Below are 13,188 nucleotides of genomic sequence, written 5' to 3'. Positions count from 1 at the left end.
TTCAGTGATCCTCACCCAAGTACGCGGCTTGCACACCGGCGTCAGCACGAACGGCTGCGGGCAGACCGCTGGCAATCACAGTGCCATTGACCATCACGGTCAGTTGATCGGCCAAGGTAAAAATGGCATCGATGTCGTGTTCGACCAGCATCATTGCGTGCGATGGTTTCAGGCGCAATAGCAGCTGAACCATGCTGTCGGCTTCGGCAACACCCATGCCCGCCAAGGGTTCGTCTAGCAGCAACACTTGAGGCTCGGTGGCCAGTGTCATGGCAATTTCCAATTGGCGTTGCTCGCCATGGCTGGCGGCACCGGCCAGGGTGTGGCGTCTGTTTTGAAGGCCAGCCAATTCAATGGCGCGTTCGGCACGTTCATTCACATCGTGCATGTGCTTGGCTTGCTGCAACCATGCGAAGGGATTGAAGGGCATCGGTTGGCTGCGCGATTGCGCCGACAAACGCACGTTGTCCCAAACCGTAAAGCTTTTAAAGATGTTGGTCTTTTGATAGCTTCGACCCAGGCCATGTCGCGAGATTTTTTCCGGCGTCCAGCCCGTGATGTCTTGCCCGTTCAAAGCCACATGGCCAGAAGTGGCGGGCAGGTCGCCTGTGAGTAAGTTGGTCAGCGTTGATTTGCCTGCGCCATTAGGTCCAATGACGGCATGAATTTCACCCAGACGCAAATCGACTGACACTTCATTGACAGCCGTCAGACCCCCAAACTTTTTGGTGATCTTGTTGGAACGTAGTAACAAGTTGTGATTTGAATGCGCTTCAGTCATGAGCTTGCTCCTTGCCTTTGAACAAGGTGGCAAACAATCCCAAAATACCGCGGGGCGCCAATACCACCAGTGCCACAATGAAAAGGCCCATCCAAAGTTGCCAATGTTTGCCCAAGTTAAAACCGCCAAACTCAGGCAAGTCCTTGAACACATGCAACAAATACTCGAACGAGAAAGCGCCCACAATGGCGCCTGCAAAGTTGCCCATGCCGCCTAAGATCACCATCATGATGACGTGCGCACTCATGTGAAAACCCATCAGTTCAGGATTGACGTAGCCCGACTGTGCACCCCATAAAAAGCCTGCCAAGCCAGCCAGTGCGCCCGCCAAGGTGAACGCGGCCAATTTATGGCTGAAGGTGCCATAGCCCAAGGCGCGCATGCGGTGCTCGTTCACGCGGATGCCTGCCAGCGCACGGCCGAAAGGACTCCACAACAGGCGTCTTAAGAAAACATAGACCAAGACCATGAGTGCCAGTGTGAAAAAGTAAAAAATGGTTTTGTTCTCTAAATCAAACAGCATGGCATCTGGTTTGAAGTTGATGTACAAACCATCCGAGCCGCCCAAAGCCTTGTTGTCAAAGAAGGCGTAGAACACCATTTGCGCAAAGGCCATGGTGACCATGATGAAATAAATGCCATGGGTTCGGACCACCAGAAAACCGATGATCAGCGCCAGCAAGGCCGATGCACCAATGGCCACCGGCATCGCCACCCACAAGGCAATAGGCTCTCCAGGCGGCGTGATGAAGGCCAGTGCATAACCTGCCACACCAAAGTAGGCGGCGTGTCCCAGAGAGACCAATCCAGTGACGCCTTGCAGCAAATCAAGGCTCATGGCAAAGATGGCCAAGATCATCATGCGCGTGACCATTTGCAAGTAATAGTCAGAGCCTACAAATGGAAATGCCGCCAGGGCCAACAGCGCGGCACCTAGCAAGATGTTCAAACTGCGTGGCAGTGTTTCAAGTGGAGCGTGTGAGTTGCTCATGCCATCCACCTTAGTTCTTGAACAAGCCTTCAGGCTTGTAAAGTAAAACAAGGGCCATCAGCACGTAGACCAACATGCCAGAAACTTGGGGCAACAACACTTTGCCAAATGTGTCCACCAATCCCACCAACAAGGCAGCAATCAGTGCGCCTTTGACAGAGCCAATGCCGCCAATCACCACCACCACAAAACACATGATCAGAACTTGCGAGCCCATGTTGGGGTAGACGCTGGAGACAGGCGCTGCCACCATGCCCGCAATGGTGGCCAGGCCAACACCGAGCGCGAATACCAGAGCATGAATCAGTTTGATGTTGACGCCCAGTGCTTCAGTCATTTCATGATTAAAAGCGCCCGCACGAATTTTCATGCCGAGGCGTGTTTTTGAAATGAGCAAGTAAAGGCCCAAAGCCAAGATCAAACAAACGCCCGACATGAACAAGCGATAAACGGGATACGACAAAGTGTCTGTGAGAGGAATCGAAGCGCTTAAGACATCGGGAATGGTGACACCATGCACATCGTCGCCCCACAAAATGGAACGCATTTCTTCAAAAATGTAGATCAAGCCAAAGGTCAGCAGCACTTGGTCAAGGTGGTCTCGTTTGTAAAAGTGTCTGAACAGCAGCCACTCCAATATCAAACCAAACAGCACGGACAGCAGGGTGCCCAACAAGATGGCCATCGTCAAGCTTTGTGTCAGAGCGGCCAGAGAATACGCGAGATAGGCGCCTAGCATGTAGAAGCTGCCATGGGCCAAATTGACCACGCCCATGATGCCAAAGATCAGCGTGAGGCCAGCAGCCAACATGAACAGCAACAACCCATACTGAACACTGTTCAGCAATTGGATGAGGAAATTGACGAAATCCATAAGGAGGAAAGAATCACACAGATGCGATGAGCATAGCGCGCCCATCTAGGCAGAAAAAAAGCGGCGGATCGCTCCACCGCTTTGGCATCGTGAGCTGCAATTAGCCCATTCGGCAGCCTGTACCAGGATCGGCCAAGGCTTTGGCTGCAACGCCGATCACTTTGTTTTCGCCTTTTTCCGCCACACGCAAGTAGATGTCTTGCACGGGGTTGTGGGATTTACTCATGGTCCACTTGCCACGTGGGCTGTCAATCACAGCGCCTTCCATGGCTTTGTAGAGCTCCGATTTCTTGGACAAATCGCCTTTGACAGCGTTGGCGCCTTGGAGCAATAACAAGCCAGTGTCGTAACCCTGAACGGCATACACGTCAGGTTGCATTTTGAAGGCTTTGGCGTATTCCAAGCGGAACTTGTTGTTGCGAGGTGTGTCCAATGAGTCGCTGTAATGCAGCGTGGTCATGACTCCATCTGCTGCGGGGCCAGCGGCTTCCAGTACGCCTTCTGTCAAGAAGCCAGAACCGTACAAAGCGATCTTGCCTTTGAGGCCAGCTGCTGCAAAGTCTTTCATGAACTTTGCGCCAGAAGGACCCGCAAAGAAGCAAGCGACTGCATCAGGTTTGAGGGCCGCAATTTCGGTCAGCAAGGCCTGGAATTCAACGTTGGGGAAGGGCAAGCCCAACTCTTTGACGATGGTGCCGCCTGCTTTGGTGTAGCTCTCTTTGAAGCCTTCATAGGCTTCATCGCCCGCTGCGTATTTCCAAGTGATCCAAACAGCCTTCTTGTGACCTTTGGCGACCATGGCTTGACCCAAAGCCAATGTGGGTTGGCTGTTAGAAAAACTGGTGCGGAACACATTGGGTGCGCACAAAGCACGCGTAGCAGCATGGACACCTGCGTTGGGAATGAGGGTCAGCACGCCAGAGTCGCGTGCAACTTTTTGGATGCCCATCTGAACGCCAGAGTGAACCGTGCCGATCAACACATCCACTTTGTCGCGCTGAACCAATTTGTTGGCGTTTTCAATGCCTTTGGAAGGTTCTGATTCATCGTCAACTTTGAACCATTCGATTTCTCGACCTGCCAATTTGCCGCCTTGCTCATTGATGGCCATGCGCACACCATTTTCAATGGCCACGCCCAAGGGAGCGAAGGCGCCTGAATACGGCAACATCAAGCCAACGCGAATTTTGCCGGACTGGGCCAGCGCCCATTCAGGCAACAACAAACCAGAACTGGCAGCACCAACCAAAGCGGCACTGCGCGTTAAAACCAGGCGACGTGAGGGGGAATTAGTCATGAGAAATCTCCTTGTGAGATGCATTATGTTGCATATTGAGGAGGGGAAAAGCTAGGCAAAACCCTGATGCCTGCAATGGCATCATGAAAACAAAAGAGGGGAAAGTTTGTAGGTGGCCTGCCCGGAGGGACTCGAACCCCCGACCTACGGCTTAGAAGGCCGTTGCTCTATCCAGTTGAGCTACGGGCAGATAAAAAAGGCCCTAGAACCAAGAAGGTAGGGCCTTTAATTGAAATGAATGGTCGGAGCGAAAGGATTCGAACCTTCGACCCTCTGGTCCCAAACCAGATGCGCTACCAGACTGCGCTACGCTCCGACAAGCCTCATATTCTAATGCGGGATCGGGCCAAAACTTGAAATTGGATGAAAAAGTTCATGCATTTTTCAACATTCGCTCTGATGCGGTAGGTAAGCGCATGGGATCACCTACCGCGTAAGTCGATCAGCTGCCGCGTGTGACAGGCATTTCAACTTCGCCCGGCATCAGCAAGTGTTTGGCCAATTCGAGCTTGGCCAAAGAGTTGCGGTGCACTTCGTCCGGACCATCGGCCAAACGCAAAGTACGCTGGTGCGCATAGGCATAAGCCAAGGGGAAGTCTTGTGAAACACCGCCGCCGCCGTGCGCTTGAATCGACCAGTCGATGATTTGGCAAGCCATTTGAGGTGCCACAATTTTGATCATGGCGATTTCAGCCTTGGCCACTTTGTTGCCGACCGTGTCCATCATGTAAGCCGCTTTGAGCGTGAGCAAGCGCGCTTGTTCAATCATGCAGCGTGATTCTGCAATGCGTTCTTGCCACACTGTTTGGCGTGCGACTTCGCGACCAAACGCTACACGTGAGTTAAGGCGCTTGCACATCAACTCCAAGGCGCGCTCGGCAATGCCGATGGTGCGCATGCAGTGGTGAATGCGTCCAGGGCCTAAGCGGCCTTGGGCAATTTCAAAACCACGACCTTCGCCGAGCAGCAAGTTACTGGCTGGTACACGCACGTTTTTCAAGACCACTTCCATGTGACCGTGGGGTGCATCGTCGTAACCAAACACCGACAAGGCACGGACCACGGTAATGCCAGGCGAATTGGCGGGCACCACAATCATGGACTGTTGTTCGTGACGACCTGCATCCGGATTTGTTTTGCCCATGACGATGTAAACGGCGCAACGTGGGTCTCCCGCACCAGACGACCACCACTTGCGACCGTTGATCACGTACTCATCACCCTCACGGCGAATTTCACATTGAATGTTGGTGGCATCCGACGAGGCCACTTCAGGTTCTGTCATCAAGAAGGCGGAACGAATTTCGCCGCGCAACAAGGGCTCAAGCCAAATGTCTTTAAGTTCTTCGCTGGCATAACGCTCCAGCGTTTCCATGTTGCCCGTATCGGGTGCAGAGCAATTGAAAATTTCTGCAGCAAATGGCACACGACCCATGATCTCGCACAAGGGCGCGTATTCCAAGTTGGACAGGCCTTGAGGTGCACGAGGCGACTTGGGCAAAAACAAGTTCCACAATCCTGCAGCCTGAGCTTTGGGTTTGAGTTCTTCCACAATTTTGGTAGGAACCCATGCATTGCCTTTGGCGCGGTTGTCCTCAATCTCCTTAAAGAAACGTGCCTCGTTGGGATAGATGTGCTCGTCCATGAAAGCCAGCAAGCGTGCTTGCATGGTTTTGACTTTGTCTGAGTATTCGAATTGCATTGAAGGTCTCCTGTTGAATTTCGATAGGGGGTGGGTCAGACTTGGCTGGCGAAGTGCCACGCCATTTCCGCCATGGGTTTGGCGCCAGCGCCCGAAGCTTTTGCTTGTTCACTCGATGCCGTTCCGTCTTCCACGCGTTTGGCAATGCCTTGCAAAATGGCGGCGATGCGGAAGAGGTTGTAGGCCATGTAAAAGTTCCAGTCTGTGGCCAACTTTTCAGGGGTGGTAAAACCAGTGCGCTCGCAGTAGCGTTTGATGTACTCGGCTTCATCAGGAATACCCAAGGCTTTGTGATCCAAGCCGCCAATGCCACGGAATGAGCCTGGCTTGATGTGCCATGCCATGCAGTGATAGCTGAAGTCGGCCAATGGGTGCCCCAGTGTTGACAGTTCCCAATCCAACACCGCTAACACTTTGGGCTCGGTGGGATGGAACATCAGATTGTCTAAGCGGTAGTCGCCATGAACGATGCTGACCAAGGATTCATCTTTGGCGCTGCTTGGAATGTTGGCGGGTAACCAAGCCATCAATTTGTCCATTTCAGGAATGGCTTGCGTGACCGAGGCGACGTATTGTTTGCTCCAGCGTCCAATTTGGCGCTCGATGTAACTGCCAGGTTTGCCATAGTTGGCCAAGCCTTGGTCCGCAAACTTCACGGTGTGCAGCGCAGCAATGACGCGGTTCATTTCGTCGTAAATTTCGCCACGCTGTGCGTTGGTCATGCCGGGCAAAGATTGATCCCACAACACGCGACCCGCCACAAATTCCATGACATAAAAAGCGCGGCCAATGATGGCCTCGTCTTCACAAAGCACATGCATTTTGGCAACTGGCACGGCTGTTCCGGCCAAACCTTTCATGACCGCAAATTCGCGCTCAATCGCGTGTGCTGAAGGCAGAAGTTTGGCAACAGGGCCAGGCTTTGCGCGCATGACATACGAACATGCGGGTGTGAGCAGTTTGTAGGTGGGATTGGATTGGCCACCTTTGAACATTTCAACTGTTAAGGGGCCTTGAAATCCAGGCATGTTGGCTTGGAGCCATGCCTCAAGTGCTGGCACATCAAAGGCGTGTGTGCCGGTGACGGGGCGGGTGCCCACGAAATGATCAAACTGGCTCATGTGGGAGTACCGCCGTATGTAAACAAACTTGGTTTTTTAAAATCGCTGCTCAGTCGTCCGAATCCACGATTTTCAGAAGTGCTTCTCTGTCGAGAACCGTCAGGCCACCAGGCTCGATTTTGATGACATGTTCGCGCTCCATTTGCTTGAGCTCTTGGTTGACGCGCTGACGTGATGCGCCCAGCAGTTGCGCCAATTCTTCTTGCGCCAATTGCAAGCTGATGCGAATGGCTTTGGCATCCGACAGGCTGGGCACACCGTAGCTGCGCAGCAAGTGGTTCAATTGTTTGGCCAGTCGCGCGCGCAATGGCAAGGTGTTCAAGTCTTCGACCAAGCCAAACAGCTGGCGAATGCGCCGAGCGTGCAGTCGAAGCATGGCGTCGTAAAGCTCTACATGCGAGGAGAGAATTTTTTTGAAATCCGCTTTGGCTACGTTGAGCGTGGTGGTCTCTCCGTGAGCATACGCATCGTGCGTGCGTCTGTCGCCATCGAATATTGACACGTCGCCAAACCAAATGCCTGGCTCGACGTAGGTGAGGGTGATCAGTTTGCCCGAGACCGATGTGGAACTGACGCGCACGGCGCCCTTGGCGCACGCGATCCATTGCTCCGGCGGCTCGCCGCGGGCTGCAATCAGTTCGCCGTCTTTGTAACGCTTGACGTAGGCACATCGAAGAATGTCGTGTCGGAGTGAAGGTGAAAGGGTAGAAAACCAACGTCCTGCGTTGATTGATTCTCTTTCCTCCATCGTAAGAATGGGTTCGTCCATAGTCTGTCTTTTGCGTGACTGGGTTGGTGAAAATTGTCGCCTGTGAGACCCGGTCTTATTCGTAGCGCGGTGTTTCTTTGTTCAAAAAGGCTGAAATGCCGATGCCAGCGTTGGCATGGTGCAAATTTTTAACGAAATGATCACGTTCTTGGGCCAATTGGTGGTTCAAGCTTGAACCATCCGCTTCGTTTAACAGTTCTTTGATGCTGGCCAATGCATTGGGTGCACGCTGGTTCAACTTGCTGGCCATGGTGAGTGCTGTGCCCAAGGCTTGCCCAGGCTCGCACAATTTGTTCACAACGCCTAATTCGTGTAACCGCTCGGCGCCCACTCGATCACCCAACATCAAGAGCTCTGTGGCCAATTGACGGGGCATGACGCGCGACAAGCTCCATGTACCGCCGCCATCCGGCGACAAAGCGATGTTGCTGTAGGCCATGACAAAAATGCTGTTGCGTGCTGCCACAATCATGTCGCAGGCCAATGCCAATGAAAAACCAGCGCCAGCAGCGGGTCCTTCAACGGCCGCAATGACGGGTTTGGGAAAAGTGCGAATGGCTTCAATCCAGTTGTGCAAACCCTCAATGCTTTGGGCTTGGTGCTCTGGCGGTTTTTGACGGTTGTCGTTCAGGCGCTGCAAATTGCCACCGGCACTGAACAAACCACCGTCACCCGTGATCACCACACTCTTGACCTCTGAGCTGGACTCGGCCACGCTAAGCGCTTCGACGCCGGCTGCATACATTTCTGGGCCCAGTGCATTCCTGTGTTCAGGATTGCTGAGGGTCAAAATGAGTGTGGCGCCTTCGCTGGTGCTGAGCAGTTGTGCTGACATGAGATCAGTCCTCGGTTTGCAAAAGAGACAAACCAATGGCACCACGGCGACGCAACCATGGACTCGGGCGATAACGTGGGTCGCCATAGACGGTTTGCAGGTTGAACAGCACTTCTAAAACATTGGTGGGGCCTAGCTTGTTACCCAGGGCAAGTGGGCCGACAGGGTAGCCCAGACCTAAGGTGACTGCAATGTCCAAGTCTTGCGGCGTGCACACGCGTTGTTGGCACATGTCGGCTGCAATGTTCACAATATTGGCCACCACACGTTGCGTGATGAAGCCACCGCTGTCGCGAACCACACTGACAGCTTTGCCATCCTTGGCAAACAAGGCATGGGCTGCGTCGCGCATGTCGCTGCGTGTGGCAGGATTGGTGGCCAAGACGCGGCGCTTGGTGGCTGCATCGTCAAACAACATGTCGATGCCAACCGTGCGGGCAGGGTCCAAACGCTCAACCACAGCCACAGTGGTGACATCAAAGCCCAATGGCGCTACCAGCGTCAGCGCTTGTGGAGAAGGCGATGCCCCTGTTTCAATGGTGGCACCCAAGTCCTTCAACAGCTGAAGAAGCTCAAGCCTTCTGGAGGCGCGAGGCGAAACCCAGACAGGTGGGAATTCTTTAACCTCGGGTACTGGCGGCTCGGGCGCAATCACGGGCTTGCCTTCTACATAAGTGTAAAAACCTTCACCTACTTTTTTGCCAACGACACCGCCTGCAAGACGCTGGGCTGTGATGACGCTGGGTCTGTAGCGTGGTTCTTGGTAGTACTGGTTGTAGATGGATTCCATAACAGGATGTGAGACATCCAATGCCGTTAGATCGAACAGTTCGAAGGGGCCTAATTTGAAGCCGACTTGGTCTTTCAAAATTCGATCGATGGTGGCGAAATCGGCCACGCCCTCGGACACAATGCGCAGCGCTTCAGTGCCGTAACCACGGCCCGCATGGTTGACGATGAAACCAGGCGTGTCATTCGCTTGGACGGGTGTGTGGCCCATTTGCGTTGCAAATTCAGTGAGACGTTCGCAAACTGCTGGGTTGGTTTTCAAACCTGCGATGACTTCCACAACCTTCATCAAGGGAACAGGATTGAAGAAGTGATAACCCGCAAAATTGGCTGGTCGCTTTAAGGCTGCTGCAATGGCGGTGACGGACAGTGAAGAGGTGTTGGTGACCAGTACAGCCGTCTCAGGCAACAAGTTTTCAAGTTCAACGAACAATGATTTTTTGATGTCTAAGCGTTCAACGATGGCTTCAACAACCAACTCACACGACTTCAAATCATTCAGGGTGCTGGCACCGTTTAAACGTGATTTGTAGGCATTGACGGTGTCTGCATCCAGTCGCCCTTTGGTGGCCAGTGATTCCCAGACTTGGAAGACGGCTTCTTTGGCTTTTTGAATGGCGTCTGCTTGCGTGTCATAAAGCCAGACTTGGCTACCTGCTTGTGCGGCAATTTGAGCAATGCCGCGGCCCATAGCGCCTGCGCCAATGACGGCCACTTGATTGAATGCGATGGTCATTTGTTGAATTCGAATTTGTAAAAAAAAGTTACTGCATCCGCGCAGTGTGTTTTTCAGCGACGAACTTGAAGTGCGCCGGGATTGACGATATTGGTCGGTGTGCCTTTGATGAAGTTCACGACGTTGTCAAACGCTGCACCAAAGTACAACTCGTAATTGTCTTTTTCGACGTAGCCAATGTGAGGTGTACAGATGCAATTCTCGAGACGCAGCAAAGCATGACCCTGCAAGATGGGTTCATGTTCAAAGACATCAATGGCAGCCAAGCCAGGACGACCACGGTTGAGTGAACTGATGAGTGCATCGGGTTCAATCAGTTCTGCGCGCGATGTATTCACAATCATGGCGCTGGTCTTCATGCGTGACAAGTCGTCGAGCGTGACGATGCCGCGTGTGGCATCGTTCAAACGCAAATGCAAAGAGATCACATCACTTTGTTCAAAAAAGGCTTCACGTGTGGTGGCTGGAATGTAGCCGTGCTGTGCTGCTTTTTCCCTTGAGGCTTCACTTCCCCAAACTACAACTTGCATGCCAAAGGCCTTGGCGTAACCTGCGACCAGCTGGCCAATCTTGCCGTAGCCCCAGATGCCCATGGTGCGGCCGCGCAAAACCGTTCCCATTCCAAAATTGACAGGCATGGATGCAGACTTGAGGCCTGATTGTTGCCAAGCACCATGTTTGAGGTTGCCAATGTATTGCGGCAATCTGCGTGCCGCAGCCATGATCAGTGCCCATGTGAGCTCGGCCGGTGCGTAAGGTGATCCGGTGCCTTGGGCCACAGCAATGCCTCGCTCGGTGCAAGCTTCTAAATCAATGTGAGAGCCTGCATGGCCAGTCTGTGAAATGAGTTTAAGTCGAGGCAACTTTTCAATCAGTTGTCTGCTGAGGTGTGTGCGTTCGCGAATCAAAACCAGAATGTCTGCGTCTTTAAGTCGCACAGACAATTGGCCCAAACCCTTGACGGTGTTGGTATAGACCTTGGCGCTGTAGGCATCCAATTTGGACGCGCAATCTAGTTTTCGGACGACATCTTGGTAGTCGTCAAGGATCACAATGTTCATAGGCACTATTGTGCCTTGCCCGAAGGCTTCTATGGCCTTCTGAATTCAAATTTTGAGCACCAAAATGCACTGCATAAATGGCAGCAATGGTGCAGGGGGATTAATGGGGCAGGGAAGGCTTGCTTTTGGCTTCTAAAGCAACCAAACGGTCGAGTTCGGCGCAGACGTCGGCCATGCGGCCAGAAATGACCATTCGACCTGCGCAAGAGGCGGTTTCGCCTTGCTCTGACACGCGAAGGACGCGAAGTGCACGTTGTTGTGCTTGTCGAGGCCCCAAGCTTGAACTTGGACTTGCACCAGAAATGCTGACTTTGTGACTTGGCTGGGCCTTTTCAAATGGGTTGTCCAAGTTCATTGAAGAGCTGAGGAATTTTTGAAAACCGTTGTAAATGCTTGTGATGCCGAGGAGTGCGATGGTCATATCTAATCTTTGAAAATGGATGAGCGAATCAAATAATGCGGTGGACAGGGCAATGAGAGATTTACATCAGCAGCGTGTTGCGGATGAGACCCACAGCCAAACCTTCGATGTCAAAGGGTTCGCCAGGTTGAACCAAAATGATGGGGTAGTCGGGGTTTTCGGGCAGCAGTTCAATGCGATCGGATTGGCGACGCAAGCGCTTGACGGTGACTTCTTCACCAAGTCGTGCAACCACAATTTGGCCATTTCGTACCTCTTTGGTGGCTTTCACGGCCAGCAAGTCGCCGTCCATGATGCCTGCATCGCGCATGGACATGCCACGAACACGAAGCAAATAATCGGGTTGCTCTTGGAACAGGTGAGTTTCGACGTGATAGGTGCGATCGACATGTTCTTGGGCCAAAATAGGTGAGCCGGCAGCAACACGTCCAATGAGTGGCAATGCCAATTGGGCAAAACCTGGCAATGGCAGGCTGAACAGGTCGCCAGAGTTGCGCAGGCTGTCTCGTGAGTTGCCTTTGAGACGAATACCGCGGGATGTACCGCTGACCAAATCGATGGCGCCTTTGCGTGCCAAAGCTTGCAGGTGTTCTTCGGCTGCATTGGCAGATTTGAAACCCAATACCTGTGCAATTTCTGCGCGTGTTGGCGGTGCGCCAGTTTCAGCGATGGTTTTTTGGATGAGCTCCAAAATTTGTTGCTGACGGGCTGTGAGCTTGGGTTGATCGATCATGGTGCGGTCCTTGAAAGGTGGCTGAGTTGACAGATAACTGTTTTCTTATCCAGTAACTGTATTTTTAACCAGTCTTTTTTGAAATGCAAGCAAAAAATCAAAAAATTGTTGTTTTAGGCACCGGCGGCACGATTGCGGGCGAGTCCAGTTCGGCTTCTGAGGGGCTCAGTTACAAGGCTGCTCAGAGGGGGATTGATGTCTTGCTCCAGTCTGTTGCAGAAATCGGACAGGGTCTTCCAGAGGCCTTGAGCGGCTACCAATTTGAATCTGAACAAGTGGCGCAGCTGGACAGCAAAGACATGGACTTTGCCACTTGGTATCACTTGGCTCAGCGTTGTGAGGCTTGGCTATCGCAGGATGATGTGGCGGCGGTGGTGATCACCCATGGCACGGATACGCTGGAGGAAACGGCTTATTTCTTGTCCCGTGTCATTGCCAATGAAAAACCCATTGTGCTGACTTGTGCCATGCGTCCTGCCAATTTCAAAGATGCCGATGGCCCCCAAAATTTGCGAGACGCATTGACGTTGGCATCAGTTGCCAAAGGCGCTGGTGTTTGGATGGTGGCAGCTGGCGAAATACACCACAGTCAGCATGTTCAAAAAGTACATCCCACGCGGTTGAATGCCTTTGACTCGGGCGAAGCTGGCTTGGCAGGCACAGTCATTCAGGACCATGTGACATGGCGTTCAGAGTTTGCGCCAGTGGCTCAGCCCAACAAAATCAAGCTTTCTCACTTACCTGATCCCGCATCATGGCCATGGGTTGAAGTCATCATGAACCATGTGCAAGCCAGTTCTAAGCTGGTAGATCTGCTAATCAATGCCGGCGTACGAGGCATCGTGCTTGCAGGAACAGGCAACGGCTCTGTCAGTACCGATTTGAAGGAAGGGCTGCTGCGTGCGCAAGATGCGGGCGTGCAAATTCGTGTTGCCAGTCGGTGCAACCAAGGGCCTGTGATCGTGACGGCGTCACACATCTTCCCTGTGCTGTCAGGATTGAGCCCAGTCAAATCAAGAGTGGCTTTGATACTGGACATGGTGTCCAAGCCAACCGACTGATTTACCCAAAAAAAATC

The 13,188-nt window shown here is 52.8% G+C and carries 13 protein-coding genes and 2 tRNA genes; 1 reads left to right on the top strand and 14 read right to left on the bottom strand.

Going from position 1 to position 13,188, the window contains the following annotated elements; all coding sequences use genetic code 11:
* Position 1 precedes the first annotated feature (1 nt).
* The 14 genes from L103DPR2_RS09390 to lexA form a co-directional block, all read right to left on the bottom strand.
* Positions 2 to 781 (bottom strand): ABC transporter ATP-binding protein, encoded by a 780-nt coding sequence (locus L103DPR2_RS09390; RefSeq protein ID WP_055360851.1) that lies wholly within the window; start codon positions 779 to 781, stop codon positions 2 to 4.
* Positions 774 to 1,772 carry a branched-chain amino acid ABC transporter permease gene (locus tag L103DPR2_RS09385; RefSeq protein WP_055361962.1) on the bottom strand — a complete coding sequence of 333 codons (999 nt, stop codon included), beginning with the start codon at positions 1,770 to 1,772 and terminating at the stop codon, positions 774 to 776. The genes L103DPR2_RS09390 and L103DPR2_RS09385 overlap by 8 nt, the downstream gene beginning before the upstream one ends.
* A 10-nt stretch (positions 1,773 to 1,782) precedes the next feature.
* Positions 1,783 to 2,646 (bottom strand): branched-chain amino acid ABC transporter permease, encoded by an 864-nt coding sequence (locus tag L103DPR2_RS09380; protein ID WP_055360850.1) that lies wholly within the window; start codon positions 2,644 to 2,646, stop codon positions 1,783 to 1,785.
* Between the two features lie 100 nt (positions 2,647 to 2,746).
* Complete coding sequence (locus tag L103DPR2_RS09375; protein ID WP_055360849.1) at positions 2,747 to 3,943, bottom strand: ABC transporter substrate-binding protein; 1,197 nt, start codon at positions 3,941 to 3,943, stop codon at positions 2,747 to 2,749.
* A gap of 113 nt (positions 3,944 to 4,056) precedes the next feature.
* Positions 4,057 to 4,133, bottom strand: a tRNA-Arg gene (locus tag L103DPR2_RS09370).
* A 49-nt stretch (positions 4,134 to 4,182) separates the two neighbouring features.
* Positions 4,183 to 4,259 (bottom strand) — tRNA-Pro (locus L103DPR2_RS09365).
* Positions 4,260 to 4,385: 126 nt separating this feature from the next.
* Positions 4,386 to 5,645: an acyl-CoA dehydrogenase family protein gene (locus L103DPR2_RS09360; RefSeq protein ID WP_055360848.1), complete on the bottom strand. Its 1,260-nt coding sequence runs from the start codon at positions 5,643 to 5,645 to the stop codon at positions 4,386 to 4,388.
* Positions 5,646 to 5,680: 35 nt separating this feature from the next.
* Complete coding sequence (locus L103DPR2_RS09355; protein ID WP_055360847.1) at positions 5,681 to 6,766, bottom strand: phosphotransferase; 1,086 nt, start codon at positions 6,764 to 6,766, stop codon at positions 5,681 to 5,683.
* A gap of 49 nt (positions 6,767 to 6,815) precedes the next feature.
* Entirely contained in the window at positions 6,816 to 7,535 is a 720-nt protein-coding gene (locus tag L103DPR2_RS09350; protein WP_055360846.1) for a Crp/Fnr family transcriptional regulator, read from the bottom strand.
* Positions 7,536 to 7,590: 55 nt separating this feature from the next.
* Positions 7,591 to 8,370 carry an oxepin-CoA hydrolase, alternative type gene (locus tag L103DPR2_RS09345; protein ID WP_055360845.1) on the bottom strand — a complete coding sequence of 260 codons (780 nt, stop codon included), beginning with the start codon at positions 8,368 to 8,370 and terminating at the stop codon, positions 7,591 to 7,593.
* A 4-nt stretch (positions 8,371 to 8,374) separates the two neighbouring features.
* A complete protein-coding gene (locus tag L103DPR2_RS09340; RefSeq protein WP_055360844.1) occupies positions 8,375 to 9,895 on the bottom strand; it encodes a 3-hydroxyacyl-CoA dehydrogenase in 1,521 nt (506 codons plus the stop codon).
* 53 nt (positions 9,896 to 9,948) lie between these two features.
* On the bottom strand, positions 9,949 to 10,956 hold the full coding sequence (locus tag L103DPR2_RS09335) for a D-2-hydroxyacid dehydrogenase family protein (RefSeq protein ID WP_055360843.1): 1,008 nt from the start codon (positions 10,954 to 10,956) through the stop codon (positions 9,949 to 9,951).
* Positions 10,957 to 11,056: 100 nt separating this feature from the next.
* On the bottom strand, positions 11,057 to 11,377 hold the full coding sequence (locus tag L103DPR2_RS09330) for a hypothetical protein (protein ID WP_055360842.1): 321 nt from the start codon (positions 11,375 to 11,377) through the stop codon (positions 11,057 to 11,059).
* A 61-nt stretch (positions 11,378 to 11,438) separates the two neighbouring features.
* On the bottom strand, positions 11,439 to 12,110 hold the full coding sequence (gene lexA / locus L103DPR2_RS09325; protein ID WP_055360841.1) for a transcriptional repressor LexA: 672 nt from the start codon (positions 12,108 to 12,110) through the stop codon (positions 11,439 to 11,441).
* 83 nt (positions 12,111 to 12,193) lie between these two features.
* Here lexA and L103DPR2_RS09320 point away from each other — a divergent pair, with 83 nt between their 5' ends.
* A complete protein-coding gene (locus tag L103DPR2_RS09320; RefSeq protein ID WP_055360840.1) occupies positions 12,194 to 13,171 on the top strand; it encodes an asparaginase in 978 nt (325 codons plus the stop codon).
* Positions 13,172 to 13,188: the final 17 nt, after the last annotated feature.

It is taken from the genome of Limnohabitans sp. 103DPR2 (assembly GCF_001412575.1).
Lineage (GTDB): Bacteria > Pseudomonadota > Gammaproteobacteria > Burkholderiales > Burkholderiaceae_C > Limnohabitans_A.
This window is presented reverse-complemented; position numbering and strand designations above follow the sequence as displayed.